The 25,973-nt window shown below is 58.0% G+C and carries 26 protein-coding genes and 1 tRNA gene; 18 read left to right on the top strand and 9 right to left on the bottom strand.

Annotated elements, in window-relative coordinates; translation table 11 throughout:
• The first annotated feature begins 26 nt into the window (after window positions 1-26).
• From larC to mazG, 3 genes are read left to right on the top strand one after another with little or no spacing between them, the layout of a single operon-like run.
• Entirely contained in the window at window positions 27-512 is a 486-nt protein-coding gene (larC, locus tag ACKUUJ_RS08515; RefSeq protein ID WP_409065290.1) for a nickel insertion protein, read from the top strand.
• Window positions 513-570: 58 nt separating this feature from the next.
• Window positions 571-1,119: a phosphodiesterase gene (gene yfcE, locus ACKUUJ_RS08510; protein ID WP_409065289.1), complete on the top strand. Its 549-nt coding sequence runs from the start codon at window positions 571-573 to the stop codon at window positions 1,117-1,119.
• A gap of 2 nt (window positions 1,120-1,121) precedes the next feature.
• Entirely contained in the window at window positions 1,122-1,982 is an 861-nt protein-coding gene (gene mazG, locus ACKUUJ_RS08505; RefSeq protein ID WP_409065288.1) for a nucleoside triphosphate pyrophosphohydrolase, read from the top strand.
• Between the two features lie 39 nt (window positions 1,983-2,021).
• On the opposite strand, the gene ACKUUJ_RS08500 is transcribed toward mazG, so the two are convergent.
• The gene (locus tag ACKUUJ_RS08500) at window positions 2,022-3,437 is read right to left on the bottom strand and encodes an ATP-binding protein (protein WP_409065287.1); all 1,416 of its coding nucleotides are present in this window, start codon (window positions 3,435-3,437) and stop codon (window positions 2,022-2,024) included.
• A gap of 328 nt (window positions 3,438-3,765) precedes the next feature.
• Between ACKUUJ_RS08500 and eno the strand changes: the two genes are divergently transcribed.
• The 3 genes from eno (at window position 3,766) to ACKUUJ_RS08485 (ending at window position 7,034) form a co-directional block, all read left to right on the top strand.
• Window positions 3,766-5,055: a phosphopyruvate hydratase gene (gene eno / locus ACKUUJ_RS08495; protein ID WP_409065286.1), complete on the top strand. Its 1,290-nt coding sequence runs from the start codon at window positions 3,766-3,768 to the stop codon at window positions 5,053-5,055.
• Between the two features lie 195 nt (window positions 5,056-5,250).
• The gene (locus ACKUUJ_RS08490) at window positions 5,251-6,012 is read left to right on the top strand and encodes a hypothetical protein (RefSeq protein WP_409065285.1); all 762 of its coding nucleotides are present in this window, start codon (window positions 5,251-5,253) and stop codon (window positions 6,010-6,012) included.
• 20 nt (window positions 6,013-6,032) lie between these two features.
• Window positions 6,033-7,034: a hypothetical protein gene (locus tag ACKUUJ_RS08485; protein WP_349125319.1), complete on the top strand. Its 1,002-nt coding sequence runs from the start codon at window positions 6,033-6,035 to the stop codon at window positions 7,032-7,034.
• Window positions 7,035-7,380: 346 nt separating this feature from the next.
• On the opposite strand, the gene ACKUUJ_RS08480 is transcribed toward ACKUUJ_RS08485, so the two are convergent.
• Window positions 7,381-7,465 (bottom strand) — tRNA-Leu (locus ACKUUJ_RS08480).
• A gap of 31 nt (window positions 7,466-7,496) precedes the next feature.
• On the bottom strand, window positions 7,497-8,120 hold the full coding sequence (locus tag ACKUUJ_RS08475) for a hypothetical protein (protein WP_409065284.1): 624 nt from the start codon (window positions 8,118-8,120) through the stop codon (window positions 7,497-7,499).
• 163 nt (window positions 8,121-8,283) lie between these two features.
• Between ACKUUJ_RS08475 and ACKUUJ_RS08470 the strand changes: the two genes are divergently transcribed.
• From ACKUUJ_RS08470 to tnpA, 3 genes are all read left to right on the top strand, one after another.
• A complete protein-coding gene (locus ACKUUJ_RS08470; protein ID WP_117564906.1) occupies window positions 8,284-8,571 on the top strand; it encodes a PTS sugar transporter subunit IIB in 288 nt (95 codons plus the stop codon).
• A gap of 11 nt (window positions 8,572-8,582) precedes the next feature.
• A complete protein-coding gene (locus tag ACKUUJ_RS08465) occupies window positions 8,583-8,957 on the top strand; it encodes a VOC family protein (RefSeq protein WP_161156691.1) in 375 nt (124 codons plus the stop codon).
• Between the two features lie 218 nt (window positions 8,958-9,175).
• Window positions 9,176-9,646, top strand: coding sequence for an IS200/IS605 family transposase (gene tnpA, locus ACKUUJ_RS08460; protein WP_346964807.1), 471 nt, complete (start codon window positions 9,176-9,178; stop codon window positions 9,644-9,646).
• Between the two features lie 151 nt (window positions 9,647-9,797).
• Here tnpA and ACKUUJ_RS08455 read toward each other — a convergent pair whose 3' ends face one another.
• From ACKUUJ_RS08455 to ACKUUJ_RS08445, 3 genes are read right to left on the bottom strand one after another with little or no spacing between them, the layout of a single operon-like run.
• On the bottom strand, window positions 9,798-11,093 hold the full coding sequence (locus ACKUUJ_RS08455) for a sensor histidine kinase (protein ID WP_409065283.1): 1,296 nt from the start codon (window positions 11,091-11,093) through the stop codon (window positions 9,798-9,800).
• Entirely contained in the window at window positions 11,077-11,862 is a 786-nt protein-coding gene (locus tag ACKUUJ_RS08450) for a response regulator transcription factor (RefSeq protein ID WP_409065282.1), read from the bottom strand. Before ACKUUJ_RS08450 ends, ACKUUJ_RS08455 begins: the two co-directional genes overlap by 17 nt.
• Window positions 11,863-11,880: 18 nt before the next feature.
• Window positions 11,881-12,423 carry a uBA/TS-N domain protein gene (locus ACKUUJ_RS08445; protein ID WP_022093856.1) on the bottom strand — a complete coding sequence of 181 codons (543 nt, stop codon included), beginning with the start codon at window positions 12,421-12,423 and terminating at the stop codon, window positions 11,881-11,883.
• 556 nt (window positions 12,424-12,979) lie between these two features.
• Between ACKUUJ_RS08445 and ACKUUJ_RS08440 the strand changes: the two genes are divergently transcribed.
• Both ACKUUJ_RS08440 and ACKUUJ_RS08435 read left to right on the top strand, forming a co-directional pair.
• On the top strand, window positions 12,980-13,603 hold the full coding sequence (locus ACKUUJ_RS08440) for a type IV toxin-antitoxin system AbiEi family antitoxin domain-containing protein (RefSeq protein ID WP_409065281.1): 624 nt from the start codon (window positions 12,980-12,982) through the stop codon (window positions 13,601-13,603).
• An 18-nt stretch (window positions 13,604-13,621) separates the two neighbouring features.
• Window positions 13,622-14,155: a nucleotidyl transferase AbiEii/AbiGii toxin family protein gene (locus ACKUUJ_RS08435; protein WP_409065280.1), complete on the top strand. Its 534-nt coding sequence runs from the start codon at window positions 13,622-13,624 to the stop codon at window positions 14,153-14,155.
• A 427-nt stretch (window positions 14,156-14,582) separates the two neighbouring features.
• Here the strand turns inward: ACKUUJ_RS08435 and ACKUUJ_RS08430 are convergent, their stop codons facing one another.
• Window positions 14,583-16,016: a hypothetical protein gene (locus ACKUUJ_RS08430; RefSeq protein ID WP_118081478.1), complete on the bottom strand. Its 1,434-nt coding sequence runs from the start codon at window positions 16,014-16,016 to the stop codon at window positions 14,583-14,585.
• A gap of 289 nt (window positions 16,017-16,305) precedes the next feature.
• Here ACKUUJ_RS08430 and ACKUUJ_RS08425 point away from each other — a divergent pair, with 289 nt between their 5' ends.
• The 5 genes from ACKUUJ_RS08425 (at window position 16,306) to ACKUUJ_RS08405 (ending at window position 20,881) form a co-directional block, all read left to right on the top strand.
• Complete coding sequence (locus tag ACKUUJ_RS08425) at window positions 16,306-17,223, top strand: hypothetical protein (protein ID WP_349125326.1); 918 nt, start codon at window positions 16,306-16,308, stop codon at window positions 17,221-17,223.
• Window positions 17,224-17,260: 37 nt separating this feature from the next.
• Complete coding sequence (locus tag ACKUUJ_RS08420) at window positions 17,261-18,745, top strand: VirD4-like conjugal transfer protein, CD1115 family (protein WP_118081482.1); 1,485 nt, start codon at window positions 17,261-17,263, stop codon at window positions 18,743-18,745.
• Window positions 18,746-18,860: 115 nt separating this feature from the next.
• Complete coding sequence (locus ACKUUJ_RS08415; RefSeq protein WP_118081484.1) at window positions 18,861-19,463, top strand: ClpP family protease; 603 nt, start codon at window positions 18,861-18,863, stop codon at window positions 19,461-19,463.
• Window positions 19,464-19,537: 74 nt separating this feature from the next.
• On the top strand, window positions 19,538-20,356 hold the full coding sequence (locus ACKUUJ_RS08410; protein ID WP_156063310.1) for a hypothetical protein: 819 nt from the start codon (window positions 19,538-19,540) through the stop codon (window positions 20,354-20,356).
• Between the two features lie 87 nt (window positions 20,357-20,443).
• Complete coding sequence (locus ACKUUJ_RS08405) at window positions 20,444-20,881, top strand: hypothetical protein (protein ID WP_117862606.1); 438 nt, start codon at window positions 20,444-20,446, stop codon at window positions 20,879-20,881.
• A gap of 361 nt (window positions 20,882-21,242) precedes the next feature.
• On the opposite strand, the gene ACKUUJ_RS08400 is transcribed toward ACKUUJ_RS08405, so the two are convergent.
• Both ACKUUJ_RS08400 and ACKUUJ_RS08395 read right to left on the bottom strand, forming a co-directional pair.
• Window positions 21,243-22,823: an SIR2 family protein gene (locus tag ACKUUJ_RS08400; RefSeq protein ID WP_197036746.1), complete on the bottom strand. Its 1,581-nt coding sequence runs from the start codon at window positions 22,821-22,823 to the stop codon at window positions 21,243-21,245.
• A gap of 39 nt (window positions 22,824-22,862) precedes the next feature.
• The gene (locus ACKUUJ_RS08395; RefSeq protein ID WP_147350671.1) at window positions 22,863-23,189 is read right to left on the bottom strand and encodes a hypothetical protein; all 327 of its coding nucleotides are present in this window, start codon (window positions 23,187-23,189) and stop codon (window positions 22,863-22,865) included.
• 979 nt (window positions 23,190-24,168) lie between these two features.
• On the opposite strand from ACKUUJ_RS08395, the gene ACKUUJ_RS08390 reads away from it, so the two are divergent.
• Together ACKUUJ_RS08390 and ACKUUJ_RS08385 are read left to right on the top strand one after the other, a co-directional pair.
• Window positions 24,169-25,092 (top strand): DNA cytosine methyltransferase, encoded by a 924-nt coding sequence (locus ACKUUJ_RS08390; RefSeq protein WP_409065279.1) that lies wholly within the window; start codon window positions 24,169-24,171, stop codon window positions 25,090-25,092.
• On the top strand, window positions 25,079-25,966 hold the full coding sequence (locus tag ACKUUJ_RS08385) for a DNA cytosine methyltransferase (protein WP_117862603.1): 888 nt from the start codon (window positions 25,079-25,081) through the stop codon (window positions 25,964-25,966). Before ACKUUJ_RS08390 ends, ACKUUJ_RS08385 begins: the two co-directional genes overlap by 14 nt.
• Window positions 25,967-25,973: the final 7 nt, after the last annotated feature.

The raw sequence follows: 25,973 nt of genomic DNA, 5'->3' as shown, positions 1-25,973 counted from the left end.
GCCCGCGCGGAAAGGAGCCGGACCGTATGCCACGCGATAGCAAATCCCCGCTGTCCCGCGAGACTGATGCGCCCGAGACCATCGTCAAGCTGGAATGCGACATCGACGACGCGTCGCCCGAGGTGCTCGCCTACGCCGCCGACCGCCTGCGCGAGGCCGGCGCCCGCGAGGTGCACTGGCTGCCCATCTATTGCAAGAAAGGCCGCCCCGGCTGGCAGCTGCAGGTAATCTGCGCTCACGAGGATATCGATCGCCTGCAGACGATCATCTTTTTGGAAACCACGACCAATGCCATCCGCCGCCAGGTTATGGAGCGCGTTTGCCTGCCACGCCGCTTTGAGCGCGTAGCGACGCCATGGGGCGAGGTGTCCGTCAAGGTGGCCACCCTGCCCGACGGCAGCGAGCGCGCGGCGCCCGAGTACGAAGACTGCGCCCGTCTTGCCCGTGAGCACGACGTACCGCTCCAGCGCGTGATGCAGGCGGCCCAGAGCGCGGCGCTGCGATTTGAATAACAAGATCGTGCGGCGCGCCGCGACCGGCTCCGTCAACTCCATCCCGAAAGGATCCCTCATGAAATACCTCATCGCCTCTGACATTCACGGCTCGGCATATTGGACCGAGCGCCTCTGCTCCGCCATCGAGTCCGAGCAGCCCGACCGCATCGTCCTGCTGGGCGACCTGCTCTATCACGGTCCGCGTAACGACCTGCCGCGCGACTACGCTCCCAAGCGCGTGATTCCGCTGCTCAATGCCTTGGCCGACCGCATCATCGCGGTGCGCGGCAACTGTGACGCCGAGGTCGACCAGATGGTGCTCGATTTCCCGGTCATGGCCGACTACGCCACGCTGTTTGACGAGACCGGCCGTGAGCTGTTCCTGACGCACGGCCACGTCTTTGGCGCCGGCATGCACAACAGCGTCGACCACGCGCCCGCGCTGCCCGAGGGCTCCGCGCTCGTCTACGGCCATACGCACATCAAGGTTAACGAGGAGAGCGCCGCGCACCCGGGCCTGTGGCTCTTCAATCCCGGCAGCGTGAGCATTCCCAAGGACGGTACGCATAGCTACGGCATCTACGAGGGCGGCGCGTTCCGTCACGTGGTCCTGGAGGAGGAATAACTATGGCGCAGCACATGGCTCAGCAAAATGCCGAGGGTTCGCGCGACCTGTCCACGCTGGTCGACGCGTCGGCCGAGCTGCAGCATCTGGTGCAGACTATCTGGCGTCTGCGTCAGCCCGATGGCTGCCCGTGGGATCGCGAGCAGACGCATCAGAGCATCGGCAAGAACATGATCGAGGAAGCCTACGAGGCGCTCGATTGCATCGAGGCCGATGATGCCACGCATCTGCGCGAGGAGCTCGGCGACGTGCTCATGCAGGTAGTACTGCATGCGCAGATTGCGGCGGACGCCGGCGAGTTTACGCTGGCCGACGTGGCGCGCGATATCGACGCCAAGCTCATCCGCCGCCACCCACACGTGTTTGGCGATGCGGACGCCGAGAGCTCCGACGAGGTGCTCAAGATTTGGGATGAGGTCAAGCTTGCCGAGAAGGTTGCCAAGGACAAGGCCGTGGCAGCGGGCGAAGCTGCGCCCGAGGGTCTGCTCGACGGCGTGCCCACGCATCTGCCGGCGCTGATGCAGGCGCAGAAGGTGTCGCGCAAGGCGGCTGCCGTGGGCTTTGAGTGGGAGACGGTCCAGGATGTGTGGGACGAGGTCGCCGAGGAGCGTGCCGAGTTTGAGGCCGAGGCCCCCGGAACGCCCGAGCGCGAGATGGAGTTTGGCGACCTGCTCTTTGCCCTGGTCAACGTTGCGCGCAAAGAGGGCATCGACGCCGAGAGCGCCCTGCGCGCGAGCACGGCCAAGTTTCGCCGTCGCTGGGCCGCGATGGAGGCCGCCGTGCACGAGGCGGGCGATGACCTCGCCGCCTGCTCAACCGCTCAACTCAACGACCTGTGGGACCAAGCAAAAGCAAGCGAGTGAGGCCTGCGTCTCTCACGACATCCATTCGTAGAGAGGTCTCTACAAGCAAAAAGCCATATACAACGGAAGATGTGCCAGCTGCGCTTCGGCATCCCACTCGAGTTGTTTAGGGTGCAACACGTAAGCCATCCCAATCTTCTTGTTAAAGCGCGCGCGGAATCGGTCGAGGGAGATGGTTCCGTATCTGCGTGGCGACTTAACTTCGATGGGGCTGATGCGCGGCTTTCCGGCGGCATTGACATAGGGTCGGGTAACGAGGAAGTCGATTTCCATGCGCTCCTCCCCCTCCTTCTTTCCGCTTTGGAAATAAAAGAAGAGCCTGTGTCCATTGGCCTTTAGAGATTGGGCAACGTAGTTTTCGGTAAGCATTCCTTCGTTCAATCCGATGTCGCCGCGAAGCACGGCTCTGTAAACGTCTTCATCGGTATCGTTGTTGTCAGAGAAGGCAAGCGTTACAAGCAGGCCGGTGTCTGCCATATAGCACTTGAGGGCCGTTTGCTCCATGCTGAGTGAAAGGCCCACACTCGGTTCGCTTGCGGCATAGCAGATATTGGCAATTCGCGCGTCTGCCAGCCAAAAGAAGGCTTCTTCGTAGGTGCGCATGCGTGCGTTTTTATCAAGTGAGGAAAGCTTGAATCGTTTTTCGTGCTTAGAGAGCTGACCTGGGATGCCATCGAGTACGGAGACGACTTTGAATTCGTAACCGGTTGCAAAACGAGAGATATCGTTGCGATAGAGCTGGACGATTCGGCGCTTCGAAGCGTCGACGGGCGCAAAAGCGCGCTGTTCAACATAGATGGATACCGGCTCAGGCATGCCGCCTACAAGCATGTATTCGCGCATAAGGGAGAGCGCTCTGCGATGTAGGGCATCGGGGAGCGGCTTCATCTTGTTAAAACTCATGCGAATGAGATCGGCCAGCCCCTTTTCGTCCATGCCCCAAAGAAACTCCTCAAAGTCGAGGGGCTCAAGTTCCAGAGACTCTTCTTCGGACGGGATGACGATATCTTTAATGTTCTGCTTGATGCTGAGCAGGGATCCAGTTTCGATGTAGTCGTAACGTCCGTCTGCAACGAGATACTTGATGAGTCCGCGTGCTTGCGGGTACATCTGGACCTCGTCAAAGACGATAAGCGTCTCATGTTCATAAAGTTTGACGTTATAGAAAACCGAGAGATAGAGGAAGAGCGAGTCGAAGTCAGTGCGATAGTCCTCAAAATATTGCTTAACTTCGGCAGGTGCTTGAAAGAAATCAATGACAAGGCAGGACTTGTATTCGGTTTCTCCAAACGTGCGGACAAGCGTGCTCTTGCCGACGCGGCGGGCTCCTTCAATAAGAAGTGCTGTTTTACCAGCGCTTTCATGCTTCCATTTTAGTAGTTTGTCATAGGCTTTTCGTTTAAGCATGGCTACCTCGTGCACGATATCCAGAACTTTTATAACCTGATTATGCACGATATCCAGAACTTCAGACCCTTAAAATTGCACGATATCCAGAACTTTGCACGATGTAAAAGCACATTACTGGCTCTTTCATTCGCAAGCCAGGTAAAGACGGTATGCCGATAGAAGAATTTAATGGGGGGGGGTGACCTCTAGAGATGAATGCTCGGTGCAAAAATAAGCGCCTCAAAGAATGATTTCTCCAATTCATATGTATCCCTCGGCTAACTTAGGGCATAATGCAAAAAGTGCGACAAGGCTAACTTACGGAGGCGCACCGATGGTGCACAGTCGGCCAGTCGCTTGCATCAACTACGTTTCCAAGTGAGAGGGAGACAACATGAGTGACATTTTGGACGTCTACGGTCGCGAGGTGCTCGACAGCCGCGGTAACCCCACCGTCGAGGTCGAGGTCGTGCTCGAGGACGGCAGCTTCGGTCGCGCGATGGTGCCTTCGGGCGCTTCGACCGGCGCTTTCGAAGCTTGCGAGCTGCGCGACGGCGACAAGGGCCGCTACCTGGGCAAGGGCGTCTCGCAGGCCGTCGAACACGTCAACAACGAGTGCGCCAACGCCGTCGTGGGCCTCGATGCCTTCGACCAGCGCGCCGTCGATGCCGCACTGATTGCCGCCGACGGTATGCCCAACAAAACCAAGCTCGGCGCCAACGCCATTCTGGGCGTGTCGCTGGCCGTTGCCCGCGCTGCGGCAGAGTCGGCGGGCCTGTCGCTGTACCAGTACCTGGGCGGCGTCAACGCTCATCTGCTGCCCACGCCCATGATGAACATCCTCAACGGCGGCGTGCATGCCGATAACAACGTTGACTTCCAGGAGTTCATGATTATGCCCGTGGGTGCTCCGAGCTTTGCCGAGGGCCTGCGCTGGTGCGCCGAGGTCTACCACACCCTCAAGGGCGTGTTGCACGAGGCCGGCCTTGGCGGCGGCGTGGGCGACGAGGGCGGCTTTGCCCCCAACCTCAAGACCAATGCCGAGCCGTTCGAGTACATTACCAAGGCCGTCGAGAAGGCTGGCTTTAAGCCCGGCGTCGACTTCATGTACGCCATGGACCCGGCGTCCACCGAGTTCTACAACGCCGAGACCGGCATGTACGAGCTCAAGGGCGAGGGCGTTGAGTTTACGAGCGCCCAGATGGTCGATTACTGGGAGAAGCTCGTCGACACCTATCCCATCATCTCCATCGAGGACGGCATGGCCGAGGAGGACTGGGACGGCTGGGTCGAGCTCACCCGCCGCATTGGCAATAAGGTGCAGCTCGTAGGCGACGACCTGTTCGTCACCAACACCGAGCGCCTCAAGAAGGGCATCGAGCTGGGCGCCGCCAATGCGATCCTGGTCAAGGTCAACCAGATTGGCACGCTCACCGAGTCGCTCGAGGCTATCGAGACTGCCAAGGAGGCCGGCTACGCTTGCATCGTGAGTCACCGTTCCGGCGAGACCGAGGACTCCACCATCGCTGACCTGGTCGTGGGTGTTAACGCCGGCCAGATCAAGTCGGGCGCCCCGTGCCGCAGCGACCGTATTGCCAAGTACAACCAGCTCATCCGCATCGAGGACGAGCTCGAGGGCAGCGCGCGCTACGCCGGTAAGGCCGCGTTCTACAACATTCGCTAAACGGGCGAATTTGGCGAGGGGGAGGCTGACTCGGTTCCTCCCCGCCTTGGCTGGATGCCGCAAAGAACTATGGGCGCTGGGCCATACGGCTCAGCGCCTTTTTTATGTCGAGCAAAGGCTGGCGAAGGCGGTGCGGGCGCTCGTGCTATAACTAAAGGACTTAGCGCAAACAAACCTCAACCGCACAAGGCGCACATGGATCAGATTTACGACAACAGGTATTATTCCGCCGGTTCGCGCGAGCCGTCGCCTCGTCGTGCGCGTACCGCACAGCTTGGCGGGTCTGGTTATGCTGGTGCTGATCGCTCCAGGTATAGCTCGCCGGCGACTTCGCATCCCAATGCTCAGCCAAATAGTTCCTCGGATAGTCCGGTGCGCCCATCGCGTTCCAAGCATGCGTCGCGCCCTTCGACCCAGGCGTCCGACAAGCCGCGCCGTCCCTCAAGCCGTCTTTCCGGCTCGGACTTTATGCACTACGCCAACGACAACGCAGCGGTCAAGGCAATTTACGACTTTACCCATGGACCCCAGCGCGGGCTGTTTATTGGCATTGTCGTCGTCCTGGTGCTCGTGAGCCTGTACTTTCCCGTGCGCGACCTCTACGTTGCCAAACGCTCGAACGATATCTTGGCCAAGCAGGTCGAGATTCGCCAGCAGTACAACGACGAGCTGCAGAAAAGCGTCGACAAGCTGCTCTCGGAGGAGGGTATCAAGGACGCGGCATCCGAGGACTTGGGCCTGGTGATGCCCGGCGAGAAGAGAATTGAAGTGCAGGGCCTGGACGACGATTCGGATTCGTCTTCGAGCAAGAAGTCGTCGAACGCCAAGAAGGCCAGCGAAGTTGCCAAGGAAATCGAAGACGTCGGTAAGGACGCGCCGTGGTACATCCAGGCGCTCGACATGCTGTTTGGGTTTAACGGTGTCGAGGGCCAGACGGTCGTGTCCAACGGCAAATAGCGCCCGGAGGGGAGCCTGCAATGGCAGATTGCAAACGCTATAAGGTAGCCGCGATCGACCTGGGAACAGTGTCGTCGCGACTGGTGTTAGCGCAGGTCGAGGCCGGGGCGATCGTGGAATCGTCCAAGCATACCGAGATCACCGACTTGGGCGAGGGCGTGGACGCGACGGGCCGCTTTTGCGAGGCGGCCGTCGAGCGTGTGCTCGCCGCGTGTCGCATGTTTGTGGACGAGGCGCATGCCTTTGGGGCCGTGTGCATCTGCACCACGTGCACGAGTGCCGCGCGCGATGCGTCCAATGCCGCCCTGCTGCTGGACGGCCTGCGCGAGCTGGGGCTCGAACCGCAGGTGATTCCGGGCGAGGTCGAGGCACGCCTGACGTTTTTTGGCGTGGCGCACGACTTTGCCGGCGAGCGCATTATTGTTGCCGATTCGGGTGGCGGATCCACGGAGCTCGCGACGGGCGTCTATGCGCCGGAGCGTGGCGTCTTTGCGCTAGAAGGGACGCGCTCGCTGGACATTGGCTGCCGCCGTGTGACGGAGCGGTTTTTCTCGGCGCTGCCGCCTGCGGACGGCGAGCTTGCTGCCGCTGCCGCATGGGCAAACGAGCAGTTTGCGGGCTACTTTGAGAGTCTGCCTGTCGACTTTGAGCGCGCCGAACGCTTGGTCGCAGTGGGCGGCACGGTGACTACGCTGGTGGCTCTGGTCCACGAGTTGGAGCCGTATGATTCGAGCTTCGTGCACCTGCGCGAGCTTTCGCTGGAGCAGGTCTCGGCCGCTATCGAGCGCATGTCCACGCTGGACGCGGACAGCATCGCCGCGCTACCGGGTGTGCAGCCCAAACGCGCGGGCGTGATCTTGGCTGGCGCCGTGGTAATCCGCGAGCTCATGCGAGCCGGCGGCTACGACACGCTCACCGTAAGCGAGAACAGCCTGCTTGCCGGCATGGCCGCCACCATCAACGAGGTTCTCGACGGCGCGACCCCCACCATCGCCTGGGTCCCCAGCCTGAGCGCTCTTTAACCGTCTTCCTCTGAGTTGCGGTGAAATAGTTCCTAAATAAGCTGATAAACGGTATAAACAGGATCTATTCCACCGCAGCTTAGAGTCCCACCGGCATCTAAAAGAAACAAGCCCGCATCCCTTGGGGACACGGGCTCGAAAGCTCCATATGGTAGGGGCGGTGGGACGTCCGCGTATTTGCTGCGCAAATCCGCACCGGCTTCGGCCGCCTGCCGGCGCCCTCGTCGGCTCGCTGCGGACGCTGCGCGTCCGCCTGGTGCTCGCCCCCTCGCGGGTTCGAGTCCCGCCGGCGTCCAAAAGAAACGAGCCCGCATCCCAACGGGACACGGGCTCGTAAGCAATCACATGGTAGGGGCGGTGGGACTCGAACCCACAATCCTTGCGGCGAGAGATTTTAAGTCTCCTGCGTATGCCAATTCCGCCACGCCCCCGTGAGACTAGAAGTCTAGCACAAGCCGTCCGTTACGCGTTGACGGCCATTGAGTGCCGGCCTGACTTTTCCAAGTACTCGGCAAACTTGGCTTCGTCGCCCTTGTTCTTGTACTGCAGGGCCAGCAGGTATTCCAGGCGGCAGCTCTTGACCTTGTCGTCACCGGCCTCCTTGAGCATGCGCTCCAGCTCGGGAATGTCGTTGTGGCGCTTGAGGATCATCGTGTCGTACATCAGTTGGCATTCGTGTGCGACTGCCTCGGCCTGGCCGCCCTCAAAGCCTTTGATCTCGTGCAGCAGCACCTTGGACTTTTTGCGGTCCTCCTGGCCAACGTAGTAGTTAAAGGCCTTAATCACCAGGTCGACGCGCTGCATTTTGGGCAGGTTGAGCCCCAGCAGCAAATCGAACATCTCGTCGGCACGCTTGTGGTCCTCGCGCAGCAGATAGGAGTTCAGGCGCAGGTAGTCGCGGTTATAGCGCGGGTACAGCATGCTGGTGAGTTTGCCATCGAGCAAACGATCGAACTCGTCCCACTGCTTCGCAGCCATAAGCTGCTGCAGGCGCTTAAACGTGGTGCGTTTTTTGACGCTAAAGAATACCGACACGGCGATGCAAATAATGACGACGGCGGTCCAGAGGGTGCGGGAATCGGGCATATTGGGGTCCTTAGTCGCTCATGAAGCGAGCGGTATGACAACACGTACTAGATGTATTATACGCAGCGCGCAAGCAAACTGGCATAAAAGCTCATCGAGGCCGAGTGACATCGCTCGCTGCGGTACACTTACCTAAAGTAAACCATGAAGGGAGACATTACCTATGAAGAAGATCGTTTTGGCTTGCGGTGCTGGCGCTGCTACTTCCACGCTCGTTGCCCAGAAGGTCGCCACCCTGCTCGACGCCAACGGTTATGCCGGCAAGTATGAGATCGTGCAGTGCGCCATCTCCGAGGCCAAGGACTACTGCGACGAGGGCGCCGACCTGCTGATCGCCACCACCGTTGCCCCCGAGGGCCTCACCTGCCCGTACGTGAGCGGCGTGCCCTTCATGACCGGCATGAACCGCGTCGCTGCTGAGAAGGCCGTTCTCGACGTCATGGCTCAGTAGGCGCTGCCTGTATGAGTGAGCAGAACGCCAATCCGGTCGAGCTCTTTGGTATGCGCGTTGCCCATGTGGGCATTAACGCCACCGACCCGGCAGACGCCTTGGAGATCGCGGAGCTGTTCTCGACGATGATGGGCCTGCCCGTCATCGAGACCCCCGTTTCGTACTTTAACGATTCGCTGGTCGAGATCATGAAGCAGAACGGTCGTGGCGCCAAGGGCCACATTGGCTTTGCCGTCAACGACATCGATGCGGCCGAGAAGTGGTTTGCCGAGCGCGGGCTCGAGGTTAACGAGGAGTCGCGCGTGCTGCTGCCCGACGGCGGCACCAAACTCGTGTACTTTAAGCGCGAGTTCGCCGGCTTCGCCGTGCACCTGTGCCGCGACTAGCGCACAAGCTGCTATAGCCAACGAAAAGGGATAGGGCCGCATGGCCTTATCCCTTTATTTATTACGGGCTTTAGCCTGTGCGGGGCGCGCAGCGCGCCGCATCAGAAACCACCCGCTATGCGGGTGGGGCCAAACGGCTTTACAAAGCCGCCCCCTCGCCGGACACTTGCGATTGTTCAGGCCGCAAGGAATCCGAGTCGAGAGGGCGGTGGTGGCGTATGGCCCAGAAGGCCTACAGCCTGTCGCACACGAAGTGGATGTGCAAGTACCACGTCGTGTTCACGCCGAAGTATAGGCGCAAAGTCATCTACAACCAAATAAGGTCCGACCTTGGGGAGATCTTCAGGAAACTCTGCCAGTACAAGGGGATAGAGATCATCGAGGGGCACCTGATGCCCGACCACGTCCACATGCTGCTGGCGATACCGCCGAAGTACAGCGTATCGAGCGTGATGGGCTACCTGAAGGGGAAGAGCTCGCTGATGATATTCGACAAGCACGCGAACATGAAGTACAAGTTCGGCAACAGGAAGTTCTGGGCCGAGGGCTACTACGTGTCCACCGTCGGCCTGAACGAGGCCACCATTGCGAAGTACATCCGGGAGCAGGAGAAGGCCGACATCGCGATCGACCGGCTGAGCGTCAAGGAGTACGAGGACCCCTTCGATAGGGGGCCGGGGCGTAAATAGCGCCGGTTTGACCGGCCCGTCACGGGTCAATCTGCAGTGCGGCCCGAACCCCGTGAGGGCCGGCGCCTTTAGACGCGTGCCGGAAATCCAAGGGTTATACCCTAAGAGCAAACCACCCCTTTTAGGGGTGGTTTTGATGCCGAGGGGCTTCCTACCGCGGCAGGCGAATCGTAAAGCGGCTGCCAACGCCCTCGACTGAGGTCACGCCAATGACGCTGCCATGGCTATCGACGATCCACTTGGCAATGGCAAGCCCCAGACCCGAGCCCTGCGCGCCGGCATCGCGCGCGTTGTCGGCACGGTAGAACCGTTCGAACGCGTGAGCTGCGGATTCCTGGTTCATGCCGATGCCCTCGTCCTCAACACTTATGTCGATCGTACCCATGCCCGCATCGGGCGCTACGCCAAATGTGACGGTCGTTCCCGCATCCGAGTACTTGGCGGCGTTTTGCACGATTACGCGCAGGGCCTGCTTCACGAGCGCGACGTCGACGGACGCGTCGCAGCGCGGGTCGCTGACAAGCGCAGCATCAAAGGCCAGCCGATACGTGTGCTCGGCATCGATCATCTGCGATTCCTCGCATACCTCGCCGACCAGTGCAGCCAGGTTAGTATTCGCGCGCCGCAGCACGGTGCGGCCGGCATCGCCGCGTGCCAAAAACAGCAGCTGCTCCACGAGCTCCTGCATGTGCTCGCTTTCGGCCTTGAGGGATGCGATGGATTCTGCCAGCACGTCCGGGTCGTCTTTGCCCCAGCGGTCGAGCATGTTTACGTAGCCCTGAATTACCGCGATGGGCGTGCGCAGCTCGTGGCTTGCATCGTTGACAAAGCGCATCTGCTGCAGCTTGGCCTCTTGCATCTGGCGCAGCAGGCGGTTGAGCGCGACCTCGATGCTTGCCAGGTCGGCGTCGCCGGTGGTGACGCTCGGCGAGTCGACGCTTGCGCGCTCGATGGCCTGCTCCAGCGTTTCCATCTTGCCGCCGGCGAGCTGCATGCGGCCGAGTTCGTCCACGCGCAAGGCCAAGTCGTTGAGCGGTGCCATGGTACGGCGCACACGGCGGGCACCACCGAGCATGTTGAGCACGCTGATGACCTGCCAACCCACAACGACAAGGTAGAGAGGCCATAGTGCGACGAGGTCCTGCGCGAGGGGGAAGGTCTTGGTGGTGCGCGTAAGCTCGACGGTATAGGTGAGCGTTGTCAGGTCCCAACCGCGCGCGGGCGTCAGCGACATGCCGTGAACGGTGGCGCTGGGGATCCATCCTGCGGTAAACGCGCCGTCGGGCAGCGTCTGGTTGTATCCATAGACGAGGATCGCCGCTGCAATCACCATCAGCAGCAGATCGAGCCAGACGTAGCTCATCAGGCGGCGCCACATATAACTCCAGTTGATGGCGCGGGCGATGGAGGTGACGCGCTTGGCCTCGGCGTTACGCGCGGCAGACATAGCCCACCCCGCGCACGGTCTGGATGATGCTGGCACCCCCGGCGTCCTCGATCTTGGCGCGCAGGTGCGCAATGTGCACGTCGACGTTGTTGGTGTCGCCCACGTATTCGTAGCCCAGCGCCTCGTGCGCGATGCGCTCGCGCGTGAGTACGGTCTCGGCGTGCGCCATAAGCAGGGCGAGGACGTCGAACTCGCGAGCCGTGAGCGCGATGGGCGAGCCGCCGACCGTGACTTCGCGGCGGTCGGGGTCGAGCGCGACCGAGCCCACGGTGAGTGTGGCGGGGGAGGGCGTGGCAGCAGCCTGGGCCGTGTCGGTTGCCGGGGACATTGTGGCGATACCGGCGGCCGTGCTGCTCGCTACGCCAGCCCCGGCGCCGGCGCCGCCAACACCCGAAGCCGCCCGCACGGTCTCCGAGCGCTTCAGCGCCACGCGGATCCGTGCGAACAGCTCCTCAATTGCAAACGGCTTGGTCAGGTAATCGTCGGCGCCGGCATCGAGCCCGGCCACCTTATCCATCACGGCATCGCGCGCGGTGACCATAATCACTGGCACATCCTTGTGCTTGCGGACACGCCGCAAGACCTCCATGCCGTTGAGCTGCGGCAACAGTACATCGAGCAGAATCAAATCGTAGTCGCGCTCCAGTGCCAGGTCCACGGCGGTGCGGCCATCGGCGGCGTGCTCCACCTGGTAGCCCTCGTGCTCCAGCTCGAGCGTCACAAAGCGGGCGATTTTCTCCTCGTCCTCTACGATCAGGATCCGTGCCATGCGTGCCCCCGTCTGCGATTACTTGTCGTCGTTCAGATTTTGCTTGATGTCGTCCGCGGCGTCGGCGGCGTGATTCATAAGGTTGTTGATGCTGCCGGGCACGTCGCCGTCGCTGTCGATGCGGTAGCGCATGCCAAAGAACAGACCGATCAGCATCAGCCATATCGTGGCGCCCCAGGCAAACAGCGCGACGATGGGGATCAGGATGGGGATGTTGAGGATGATCGCATCGCGGCGCGTGGCGATAAACTTGGTGTCCAGGCTCAGGCGGAAGAGCTTTTTGAGGTACTCCCACACGCTGTCCATCTTCTTGGAGAAGTCGGTCTTTTCGCTCGACTTTTCGTAGGCGGCCTGTGCGGCGACCATCTCGGCCGAGGGCTCATCGACTGGCGCGGACTCGGTGGCGGCGTGCGCCGACGTGGTCTGGGTCTTGCCCTGCGACTCGAGCCAAATGATGGCGTCCAGAACGTTGCCGTCGGCGGCGTCGAGCGCGGCCTTGGCATCGGTATAGCTCACGTTGCACTTGGTGCGGATGGTTTCAACTTTTTCGAGGTCGTCCATGACCTGTCCTTTCGTTCGATGGGCGCGACGCCGGGCTATCTGCCCGGGCGCGAGCGTTGCGTTCGGCGGCCTGCGTTGCGCGGTGCCGCCCCGCCCTTGGTCGAACTCTATAGTGCAGGTTATAGATTAAGCGATTCTTGAGCCAAGATTAATAGTGGATGAGTTTTTGGGTGGCGCGGAGGCGGGCGGGGGCAGAAAAGGCAGGTTTTGCGTGGCGTGAAGGAGGTGCAGTCTGATCTTTGGGACGGCTGACAGCGAGGTCTAATACTTTTCCGAGAAGTGAATGAGTGAAAACGGACCCCCGAAGCATCGACACTTTTCGGGTGCCGTTTCCTGCGGCTTTGATGCCAGAATCCTGCGTTTATGCCGTTGAAAAATGCGGATGCTCCAGGGGTCCAAAAACAGACGTTCACTTCGCGGAAAAGTATTAGACCTCGATAGCAGGGGATGGTGGGCCGATGACAAAGTGGTGGCAGAAAAGGGGTACGCAAAGCACGCCGGTCATAGGGAATCAAAATCACGTTGCAAAAGCATGAGAATATCCTACAATTGCAACATGAAGTACTTTAGCAACATAACGGCGATAAGCGAGCTTTCCGAGAGTGAGGGCGTGTTCACCACAGCCCAGGCGGCTCGTATGGACATCTCTCGAGATGCGCTGGCACACTCATGCCGCGTGGGGCGTCTTGAACGGATATGCCACGGCGCCTACCGGATGTCGGGCACGCAGCGCCGAGACACCGACGAGCTCAACGCTTTTTGGAAACTCACCAATCCCTCCCTTTGCGCGTGGGAGAGAAAACGCCAGTGGGATGGCATCGCCGTGAGCGGTACGACAGCGGCGAACCTACAGCAAATGGGCGATTTCTATCTGTCCCCCTACAGGATGACCGCGCCCATGCGCATCAATACGAGAAACGAATCCCTTTCTTTTGCAAAGCGCGAGATCGCTGAGCAGGACATCGTCTGGCTCGACGGCCTGCCGGTAACTAAACCCGAGCGCACGCTTGTTGATCTTTGCCTCGATTGCGAGGACCCCTCATTAATTATCGATGCCTATAACGACGCGCTTGGGCGAGGGCTCGAGATACAGCGGCTGAAAGATCTTGTAGAGGAGAACTCTAAAACCGCCAAACGACGCGAGTTGATGATGTCCTTGTTGACGGCGCTGAACGAGTAATGAAAAACGGAGGACATGGTGAAGTACAAAACACCTGCCGCACTGGAGATGGCTGTTAGGGATGCCGCAAGAGAATCGCCGATGGATACTAATCGGGCGATCGTCGGTTTCTACTTTCATCGCTTCCTATGTCGCGTTTTTTCAGAAGATGACGGCCGCTTTGTACTCAAGGGTGGCCAAAGCGTCCTGGCGCGAACACTCGATGCGCGTGTCACAAGAGATATTGACTTGGTTGCTCAAGAGGAGAGCCTCGAAGAGGCTGTTGCCGATCTGGCGCGGGCGGCTTCGATTGATCTGGAGGATTTCGTTTCGTTTGTCTTTGATCGTGCAGAGCAGATCAAAAAAGAAGATGAGTATCGGTGTGGTGCGAAGGTGTGGTTCACCCCCTTTATGGGAACCAAGAAGCTGCAGCCAATTTCAATTGACTTGGTAATTGATGAAGTGCGGGGACTTGAGCCTGAGGTTCTTGCGCCGATCGATCGTTTGAATATTGAGGGGCTCCCAGTCTGCGACTATCGAGTATGCCGAGTGGAGAGTGCCCTTGCAGATTAATTGCTCGCAATGGTAGAGATGCATGAGGGCCGTGCCTCTTCGCGAATCAAGGATATAGTCGACATCTTGGTGTACGCGAAAACTTGCTTCGTCGATGGGACTACGCTTGTCGAGAGGGTCGAGAAAGAAGCATCTGCCCGCAAGGTGGCAATGCCGGAAGAGTTCGTGGCGCCTCTCTGGTGGAAACAAAATGGTTCTGCGCAGTACATAAAGATGGCAAGGCAGGCGGGGGTACTTGATCTCGCGGGGAACATTGCTGGGGCAGAAGGGGTCGTCAATCGGTTGTATACACCGTGCTTTAATCATTCGGCGAATGTGCGCAAATGGAATCCTCAGACCACGGGATGGGAATAGGCTAGATAGTTAAGCCGGCGGCAGGATTAGTTCCTGCCGCCGGCTTAAGACGTTTCTACTGCCTATGTATGCGCTACTCACAGGCCTGGTCGACCACCTGAGTAACGGCCTTCTTTGCGGCTTCGAGGTTGCGCTGGGCTTGGGCGACAGCGGCCTCGGCTTGTTTCTTGGCCCTTACGACCTCGGCAAAGCGATTGATGGATTCGCTATACTCGCGCGTACGCGGGTCGAGTGCTGGTGGGACTTCGATCTCGAACAGATCGGTAGGGCGGATGGCGTGGCTGTACTGATTGTCGGACAATACCTGCAAAACTATGGACCCATGGCCGTCGGTGAGGTACGCCGCGACCATCTCTGCATACACCATGCGCTCCTCGTCGGTCATCGTTGGAATCGCCGGGCGAATGGCGGTGGTGTTGTGCGAGGCAACTAGATGCTGCTTTGCATCATCGATGCCGACCACAAGTAGGTTCGACGCGCCGTAACGACCGAGTATGCGCGGCATGACGATATCGCCGCAACGAAGCTCGTAACGAGCCAACACGTCTGGACTTACCTTTACAGGTTCGGAATCCAGCTCCGACGCGCCTTCCGCAACATCCTTGGGCAGCAAATAGCCGTTGCGGAAATCCTGAGATGAAATGCGGCGCACCTCGACAGCGTCGATGTCATCCGAGGTGGTGCTGTCTCGGGGCATAAACGGCACCACGCGCATAAAGCTGTCGCCGAGCGTTGCGCTGTAGTTTTGAGCTACGGAGATCAGGCCAACCCTGCCTTTGGAGAGCGCGGCGTGGTGTTGGAGTAGCTTGCGCGTTTCGAGCTCGACGGTTTCAATGGAAACCGTTTTGCGTGAGTCGCACTCGATGCCGCTCCAGTCAGGGGAGAAAGCCAAGGGAAGATTGGGGTAGCGAGCCCCGTCGGCAAACCGAAGGCGTGGCATGGGCGTGGCGGCATTGCGGAATGAAACGCTGCGATTTCCCGTCGACAATACAATAAGTGCGTACATGCCGTGCATCGGAGATTCGGCGAGCGGGTGATATAGGACGCTTTCGACGAGCCCCTCGCGCAACAGAATCGCGCGTGCCTGCTCGGCGTTGTCCAAAGACTCGAACGGCAGCAGTACGGCGGCTCGAGTACGACCGGAGAGGGCTAGTGCATACAGGCACCAGAGATAGGCCTCCCAATCGCAGAAGCCCAGGTAGCCAGGCTCCAGATCATTAATGAGCGCCTCACATGCGCTGTTGATTTCGCGAAAACGTTTGCGAACGCAAGCTGTGGCATCGATAAACACCGGCGCCGCGTTGTCATTGCCCGTGTTCTGCTTGCCGGGCTCAAGTTCGCAAATATTAGGTACGCCGTTGCCGTTCAGCCTGAAGCATTCACGAAGCGCCTCGCAGCCGATGGCGCCAGGTAGGCGAACGGTGAGTAGGCGGCTGCCTTGTTCTAGGTTAAGCGCGCGCGAGAGGGCGGCGGCGGTGAGACGTGGCAATGATGTTGTTTCACGCATGTATAGAGCCCTTTCTTCTTGGTGGGCTATATAATAGCAGAAAAATTTAAAAATTTCTAATGACGAGAACAGCCTACTGTGCTATCCTCGAAGCAATCCAAAACCAACTCAATACCAACTGCTTGATGCAATCGCTACACAGCCTTTAGGCAAACCGCGCTATCAAGCAGGGTGATTTCACTAACGAAGCTGCAGGTTAGGTCGATTGTCATCATCCATACCTCAGAGCATTCTAAAACTTAGAACAGACTTACACCAAACACCCGAAACCGGATAGAAAGAAACATTCATGAAGAAACGGGACAACATCTACGAGGCATTCCTCAGTGCGATCGACGAGGATCTCCGCGACATGTGCGAAATGAACGGAAAGGTAGAACGGTCTCTTCCGTGTCCGTACTGCGGCGAGAAGAACGTCGAGCGCCTGGCCAAATCGCTCGTTGGCGTGCTGGAAGAGCGCTCGCCCGATATTCCCGGGCTGGTGCCCGAGCAGTATCGAGCCGATGTACACGAGGCCCGCGAACTTTTGACTGCCGCGACACTCGCTTTGCTGCCACTGTATTTTCCCCCGCGCGATAGCCGCATAGGCAGTGTAGCGACTGTGGTGAGTATGTTTAGGCACGGGCGTACTGCGGGCTTTAAATCGGCTGGTGTTCTCTTGTTCGAGGAAGTTGCGACAGGGATGAAGTACAGCACCAAGCAGGGTGCCTATATCCCGTCCTCCTTCGTGCGCCATACCGATGGCAGAAAGCCATGCGACCGGCTGCACCGCGATGGATCGCGTGGCTTTACGGCGGATGAAGATGATGCCGTCATGTTTTATAAGCGCTACCTCAAGGTGCAGCGACGCGTGTTCGATACGAGTCCGCGTTTCAACTTTGAGTTATGCGTCAAACGCCCGTTTGAGGCACTTTTGGACGAACGACACACTTTTTATTACATGGAGGAAAAGATGGAAATCGATTTGACCAACAAAGTACACGGACTCGAAAATCGCTATCTCCTCAATATCAAGCATCATAAAGATTACGACCTGCTTGACAAGCTGATGATCCATGCACTGCTTGCGTACCTGGGCGACACAACGGTCTCAACTGCTGCTCGCGAGAGTTATCTGGCGCAGGCCGAGCGCCTGATCGGTCACGCGACCAAGTCGCCGCACTCGGCACAGCTCAATGAGGACGACGGCGACGATCGCATTGCTTAACAACCACTAACGCCACGGACAAGAAAGGGGTCACGCCATGCCAGTCATCAAGATGTACGGCTACGAGGCCGCGCAGCAAACGGAGTATCAGACCAAGAAGTGGGCGACTAAGGAGGAGATGCGGGCGCTGTCGTCCGGCGATGAGCAGCGCGACGTGATCCTGGCGCAGGGTGCCACGGTGGCGTTCTACGAGGACGACAAGCATTGGGAGACGAGTGTGTCCAACAATGTTTTTGCCTTTGGAGGTACCGGCAGCGGCAAAACGGCGAGTTTCATTTTGCCCAACCTGCTCAATCACCACGAATGCTGTTATGTGGTCACAGACACCAAGGGTGAGCTGCTGCGCCGTACGGGGAAAGGCTTTGAAGAGGACGGCTACGAGGTAACGGTTCTCGATACTGTTAATCCCGAGCAGTCGGCCGGATACGACCCTCTGCGTTACGTGATGGATGTCGAGGATATCCCCACCACAGTGGCGGCAATCATGGAGGGGGTCGATCCTGACGGCCGTAGCCTTAGGTATGATCCGTTCTGGAATAACGCGAGCGACCTGCTGCTTCGAGCGATTGTTGGAATCCTGTTCCTCCTGGAGACCCTTGCCGGCACCCTTACGCCGGGTGAGGACCCCAATGCCCCGCGCCGCTACCTTAAGATGAACAACGTCTTTAAACTGGCTGCGCTCATCAAGGTTACGGGAGATGGTGAGGGGCGATTCCCGTTGGACTACCTTGTAGAAGAGGTGGAGTCCAGGGAGTTTCTCGATAAGTTTGGTGCGGAGAACGCTGATCTGTATGGCGTTGAGCAGTATCGCGATTTTCGAGGTGCGGCAGATAGGACGCTTAAGAGTATTCTGATCACGCTCAATGCAACTATCTCGCGGCTTAAGACGCCTCAGCTCATGCGCGTTTTTGAGAATGACGAGATGCGTCTTGATCGTATTGACGAGGGCAAGCGCATGATCGATCTTAAGGTGAGCGACAACGATTCGGCTAATGCATGGCTTGCGAACGTTGCCCTTAAGCAGCTGTTTAACCTTGCCCAGCGCCGTGCCGATGCCAGCCCCAGCGGCCATTTGCAGCGTCGCGTGCAGTTTGTGCTCGATGAGTTTCCCAATGTGGGCCGCATCCCCGATTTTGAGCGCAGCATTGCGACTGTGCGCAGTCGCGGCATTAGCTTTTTGATGTGTGCGCAATCGCTGAGCCAGCTCGATGTCGTGTACGGCAAATCCACGGCGCTTACCATCCTCGATAACTGCGATAGTTTGGTCTATATGGGCGGCGGCAGCAACATCGCGACGCAGAACTACATAAGCGAACTGTGTGGCGAGTCGGTTTTGGGCACCAAGTACGTGGGCGCCGAGCGCACTGCCGTAGATGTGCGCGGTTGCGTGATGACCCCAGGCGAGGTTGGGCTTATGCCCCGCACCGATTGCCTGGTCAAGGTGACCGGCATGCGTCCCTTCCGCGCCAAGAAGTACTTTTGCGCCGATCATCCCAATGCTGCCAAGTGGCTGAGGGATTAGCCCTTGCAGCTTTGTGTACCCCATCTTGCATGTTTTGTCGCACGGCTTCCGTTAGTCGTAAGCCGTGCGGTCCAGTTTTTGCCTCCTTACCGATTCCGTTTAGAAGGGAATTGCCATGCCCGTTATGTATCGTGAGCCCAGCATCATAAAGAAGTCCAAGGACGGCCGTGTTGCCGCTGTCGATATGGCAAGCGAACTGCTCAACAGCCGTGTGCTGCTGCTGGAGGGCGAGGTCAACGATGCGACCTGCAACGGCCTTATTAAGTCCATGCTGGTGCTGGAGCATCAAAGTGCGACCGAGCCCATCACCCTCATCATCAACAGCCCGGGCGGCAGCGTCACGGCGGGGCTGGCGCTCATCGACACCATGCAGTCGCTCGATTGCCCCGTGATCACGGTGGGCGAGGGCGTCGTGGCCTCGATGGCCGCGGTGATCTTGGCCTGCGGCGACCACCGTCAGGTGTACCGCCACACGCAGGTGCTCATCCACCAACTGATGGGCGGCATGGGCATGGCGCAGCAGACCGATATCGAGATCGTGGCCCAGCATACAGCGGCCATGCGCGCCGAGCTGGACGAGCTGCTGGCCGAGCATGGCAACCTGAGCGCCCAGGAGTTCCACGAGCTCACCGAGCGCGACTGCTGGTGCAACGCCAGGCGCGCTCTGGAGCTGGGCCTGGTGGACGAGGTGATTGCGCCCAGCAAGAAGGCGCTCTAGCGGGGCGCATGCCTTACAAGTACGTTGTGCAGGGCGAACAAGTGCGTAAATTCACAGCCAGAAAGAGGTTGAACATGAACAGGATTTGGGACGTCGATGGCATTGAGTGGGAAGACCTGCCCACCGTGAGCGACCTGCTGTGCGCTGCGGACACAAAGATCCTGGCGCGTGAGGTTGCCCTTCGATACGGCGGCAAGCCGGACGGCCGCGGCCGTGGCGATAGCGAACGCAGCCTAAAGCGCGCCCGCCGCAAGGTCAAAAAGCTGCGGAAGATAGATCCCGAGCCCAGCGACAAGATCATCCTGTTGCCCAAGCATGTCATCAATCGTCGCGATGCGGGCCACGGTTTTGGCTATTACGACGTGGAGCCGTGCATCTTTATGCGCGACGGCGTGCAAAGGCTGGGGGAGGACGCACTCGCCAATGTGCTTCCGTGGGAATTGATCCTGATGGATGATGAGTCCGCGAGCGAAATGCTGGGCTTTCGCGTATGGCTCGAAGGCGAGTGGGATCTATGCGAACGTTATCGCTTTTTGGCCGTGGTGTGTGTTCGCATGCTGAACAACATCCGGGCGCAAAAGGAGCTGCGCAAGTTCCTCGAGCAGGGCGATGCGGCCTGCGATATGGACGAGGACGATGTAGTTGAGGACATTCGCCGCGACGTGCTGTATCCCGAGGAAGTAATTAACGCCAAACTCGGCGGCTATTGGGACGCGAGTTTGGGACTCAACCTGCCCTGGAAGGACGAGCATCGGCAGACTTGCACGCGGATTGACAGGGCTATCGATGACCTGTTTGCCGAGGAAACGAAGCGCTGCGCTGCGGAGCTTGGGAAGAAGCTCGAGCGCGGGTATGAGGAGCGCGGGGAGTTACTGAACGGGATGTCCTTGTGAACGGTTGCCGACGGTCCGATAAAAATCTGTCCGGACGAAATGATAGAACGATAGCGTAAATAGCATCTGCACTTTAAGGAGTTAACAATGGGAATCGCCTATAAGGAACTGTTTCGTGTAAACCGTCCTATCTGTGGGCCTGGACCAGGAGGTTTCTTCATTAAAAGATTCAAGGAAGGCGGCTACAGTGAGGCTGAATTGCTCGATTTAATTTCGGGAGTGGACTTTTCTCTTGGTGAAGTGGATGAGGACATTAGCCTGAAAAAGAAATGCGAAATAGTCGAACAGGCGGTGAGTGGGGTGCATTATACGAGTTGGGCCCCCAGCGTGATCAGCATGATCATCTCACTTACGGTCGGAGGGTGTCTGTCTGCATGGGCGGGCAACAATTCAATCGCTGCCGGGGTTTTCGTGACGCCATGCCTGATTGCCTTGGGAATATATGCATGGTTTCGTTTATGCTTTGAGCGAAATCAAACGGTACTGTTGGGTGCGCTGAACCACATAAAGACACTTCAGCCGTAGTTGCATGAAATCGCCGATCGCCTGCCGTGGGCCCTCGGGACCGCCCTCGCGGCGCCCTTCCCGCTCTTTCCGGACATGGCGTCCTCCGATCTCCCGGGGCCGGCCGACCCGGCCCTCAGGGTATCGGATTCCCAAATTCATCCGTACATGTACGGATGAATTTGGGAGGTGTTCGGATGAAGTTGATATTCAAGGGGTGCGGCAGTTGGCAGGAATCTCAAGCGCCCAACCGCCAATCTCCACATTTCTTTGCTAAACTAGCTTTGCGCGGGAAACCGTGCATAGTTCGGGAGCATGTCCCCCAACTGGATCTAGGTTCGGATGCCGTTGCCCGGACTATTGGTGAAGGTTGGGGGACTTCCTACTTTCCATAGCGCAAGAAGTCGTAGATGCGGACGCACTTCCGATAATGCGAATCTTTCAACAGAGCCCTCTTCTTGGCAGGGTCGTTTCCCACGTCAGCCAGTGCCCGCTTCAGCAACGCTTCCAAGTCGTCGACGTCCATCTCTTCCTCTGAAAGGCACGGGATGAACGCGAACGGGCTCTTTGGCGCGCATGCATTCGCAAGGCCCTTTATGCTCAGCGACCCTTCGAATCTGCGACGAGTCGCAGGCATCGATTTGCGGAACGTTTCGCTTCGATAGCTATCAATCGAGGTGAGCGTTGGGAGATAAGTCGCTATGTCCTTACCGACCTCTCCACCGAGTCCGCGCGTGTACTTGAAGACAGGCATGTTGTTGGGCCGTTGGCGCACGTACATGTTGAGGTAGTTCTCGACGATGAACTTTGGGTCATAGCGAAGGTTATCGAGCACGATGTCCTCGAAGATATCTTCAGGTGAAATCGGCTTTCCGATGCTACTTGGTGACACCGACAGGCCGATGACGATCTTCTGGTCCGGGTCAAGGTCGTTGAGGACATTGTCTATCCCTGAGACGATGATGTCGGAACTCGGGTCGATATGCTCCGCAAGCCTGAACACGCTGCCCCTCAACTCGCGGATAAATCGCGTGCTATACATTTTCCGGAAGCTGCGCATCGCATCGTAGATCGACTCGAAGTCATCCGTGGTGATCTTCGTCATCGAAAGCGTACGGCCACCGAAACTCATAGCAATCTCGCCAACAGAGGTGTCGGTTGCGTGCTGAACGAAGATGAGCCGCTTGCCCAGCCGTTTGAGCTTGTCATCTGGTAGGCATTCGCAGATGTCACCCAGTATCGACCTGATGTTCTCGTCTTGAATCGAATAACCGAGGAAGATGACGGGATACTCGACGAAGAGGGTGAGCAGCTTCGCCGAGAGATACTTCCTCTTCTGCGCGAACTCCGCATAGTCAGCGCTGGTCAGGACGATGCTTCCCGCCCTCGAGACTGAGCCATGGATCTTGTATATCTCCTGAGAGAAAGCCTGGTCAGAGAACAGGAGGTCGCTTTCTCCGACGTAGGTCGTGAAACCAGGGAATAGGGTCTCACACATACAGTCATAATTCGTGGTGATGATGCCGGCAACTTTTTCCCTGCCCGCCTTCGCCAGCTTCTCAGTTTCGGCGCTCTCGACGAGACGAGCTCTCGCGATCTTATCTGCGACGTAGATCTTCATGGGCGAAGCGTCCCCGGTAAGCTCGTCACTGTGATCTTCGCGGAAGGCAGCGAATTCATCCGATGCAAAGAGCTCGTGGTTTACTTCGCTTTCCATGAGCGTGGCAACGTACGGCAGTTCGGACTCGACCTCGCCGTTCTGGACAGCAATCTTCGCCTGGCTCTTGAAGCGCGCGAAGGCATATGGGTCGTCAAGCACCTCGGCGCAGATATCCGAAAGCAGCCCCTCCCATCCCGGCGTGCCGCAGTAACGACGGGAGAGGCCAGAGCCGATGAAGAGAAACGGATAACGCCCGGCATCATCAACAGCTTTGTGGATTATCGATTTGATTCTCTCGTCCATAATCTTTCCTCCTGTACCAATCGACATGCTCGTGAAATGTTATCCCACCAACTTCGGCGAGTGCGGGCTGAAAGCATCGTTGCCGTTCTGCCCGTCGACCAATCCGCACGCGAGACTCAGCGGCACAACTGCAGCGTTCTCGACCTCCACGCTAAGCACGTAGTGGAAGTCCGCCCCCTGGCTCCCACGATTCCGCTCGTAACCAATGGCGGCCAGCCGGTCGGCTAGTTCGTCTCTCGAAACCAGCTCGTTAGCCTTCACCTTGCAAAGCATGGGTTCAAGTTCGTAAGTGTTTGTCTCGCTGATTGCGTTCCTGTAGAAGCGGAAATGGGTCGTACGAAAGAGATCTTTATGATGGGAGTACACGTGCCCGTCCTTAATGGCGTAGAAGTAGAAAAGGAACTCACCGCCCTCGTTTAGCCTGCCGCTACTTTCAAGGAAGCGGTAAATTTGTGGCGCTACAACGGAGAGCCGATTACGCTTCCGAAGCGATTTGCCCCACGAGCTGAGTTTATTGAATACCACAACGATATGATATTTAAAGGGTAATTGGACTATCTCCCGACCAAACGAGGATTCGGATTGGCTTGCTGAAATGTGGCAGTGCCCTGTTCTAAGCAACGTATTTGCGATAGAGTCGCGCGGGAACGGTGCTCGGGGCCGTTGCACCAGTAGCAAATTACTTATATCGAGCGATGTGATGCTGCGATTTCGGAAATGCTTGCCTGGTTGTGGCGCCGACTTCGAAAAGCTGGTTTTTATTTCCATTACAGCTGAAACAGGCCGTCAAAATTCATGGAAGATCTTTTCGATAGTAATGGATGAACTGAGGAGGTTTGTCTGGAGGGTGGATCGAGGTTCAAGATTGTTGCGCTCTGAAACGTTTCAGCTGAGGTCGGAGAGCGATCGCATGAGTCGATTTATATTTCGGCAGCGTTGCATCCATAGAAGAGAGAGGGATGCGTATTCGTTTGGCAGCGAGGGCGTGAGTGGGCGGGAACTTCGTGGCGTACAGTAATAAGGCTATACCTAAAAGCCTTTGTGTTGAACGGGTTTTCGCGGGAGCGGAGGGTGCGTGCCGCGAGGGACGGTCCGCGGCACGACCGACCCGGCGCGGCATCCGGAGCGGACGCGGATGCGGCGCGGACGGCCTCTGACGGGCGAGCATGCGACAGTGGTTGCCCTGCTGGGCGGCAATAAGCTCGAATCGAGCACGAGCGATTCTTGTCCGGGCGAAGCGTTACAACTGGATTTGTTCTGTTGCCGACTGATCTTGAAGCATGTTGGAAGAAACGAAATTATAATTATTTATTTGTCTGTATCTATCGAAATGGAGACCGAGCGCGTGGAAAACGAGAGGAACATAACGGCAGTTGACCTTTTCGCCGGCTGCGGCGGAATGTCCCTCGGCTTCGAAAAGGCTGGCGTCAATGTTGTGGCTGCCTACGACAATTGGGACGCTGCCATTGATGTCTATCGCGCTAACTTCCAGCATCCTGTTTTCAAAAGGGATCTCTCCGACGTTTCCGTATCCGAGGAAGTTGCCGGCTTCGCTCCGGATATCATCATCGGCGGGCCTCCTTGTCAGGATTTCTCGCAGGCCGGCAAGAGATCCGAGGATGGTGGGCGCGCAATCCTCTCTGTTAGATATGCCGAGATCATCGCGAGGTGCAAGCCTCGCTTCATCGTTATGGAGAACGTCCCACGCGTTCGAACGAGCAAATCCATGGAAGCGATTCGGGTCACCCTCAAAGCGCAGGGTTATGGCTTGAGTGGGCGAGTGATGGATGCAAGCCTGTGCGGGGTCCCCCAAGCTCGCAAGAGATACTTCTTGATCGGATGCCTTGGGGCGCCCGACGGGTTCCTCGACCCATATCTTGAGAAGGGCCTTTCTGACCATCAGATGACAATTCGTGAGTATCTCGGTAACGAGCTTGGAATTGATTACTACTTCAGAATTCCGCGAAGCTACACGAGGCGGGCCATCTTCAGCATCGACGAGCCCTCGGTCACTATTCGTGGTGTGGACAGGCCGATACCGCCGAACTACAAGCTTCACCCCAACGACGCGGCGGACCTCAGTCAAGCCCGGTGCTTGACTCCAAAGGAACGCAGTAGGATCCAGACTTTCCCGGAGTCTTTCAAGTTCTTTGGGAGTAAGACGGATATCAACCAGATGGTGGGCAACGCCGTACCGGTAAACCTTGCCACCTACGTTGCACGAGCGCTACTAGAGTACAGGAGGGATGTGAGCGATGGACTGCGTTGATCTTTTCTCGGGATGCGGCGGTATGTCGCTCGGATTCCAGAATGCGGGCTTCAACATAAAGGCGGCGTTTGATAACTGGCAGGCGGCTGTCGACATCTATTCGGCAAACTTCGACCACCCGGCATTCAAATACGATCTTTACGATGCGGAAGCGGTCCCGAAAATTGAAGAGTATTCGCCGTCGATGATAATCGGTGGCCCCCCTTGCCAGGACTTCTCCATTGCGGGCGCCAGACAGCGCGGCAAAAGGGCCAATCTCACCATCCGATATGCTGAGATAGTTCGGGACGTCAGACCCGAGTGGTTCGTCATGGAGAATGTTTACAATATCGAGCGGATGGACGTCCTGCCCGAGGCGCTGGAAATATTCCGCAATGCTGGATACGGTCTCACGAGGCGCGTCCTCAACGCCAGTCTATGTGGTGTGCCTCAGATTCGCAGGCGCTTTATCCTTGTCGGTCATCTTGGTGATAAAGATGACTTTCTCGGCGAACTCTTGGATTCAAGGCTGAGCGACAAGCAGATGACCGTCAGGGATTACCTTGGCGATTCGCTCGGCACGCAATACTTCTACATGCATCCACGCAACTTCCAGCGTAGGGGCGTCTTCACGATTGACGAGCCAGCGGTAACGGTACGAGGCACCAACCGTCCGATACCGCCAGCATATAAGAGGCATCATGCCGACAAGGCTGATATTTCTGAAGGTGTGAGAGCCTTAACATACAAGGAGCGCAGCTATCTGCAAACCTTCCCCGAAGAGTTTGAGTTTGTCGGGTCCAAGACAGACATTGAGCAGGCGATTGGCAATGCCGTGCCAGTTAAGCTTGCTGAGTACGTTGCTAGATGCATAGCTGACTATGCAGCAGATTAATTGTGGT

It is taken from the genome of Collinsella sp. wc0583 (genome assembly GCF_046116915.1).
Taxonomy (GTDB): Bacteria; Actinomycetota; Coriobacteriia; order Coriobacteriales; family Coriobacteriaceae; genus Collinsella.
The sequence above is the reverse complement of the archived record's forward strand: the minus strand, read 5'-3'. Positions and strand labels throughout refer to the sequence as shown.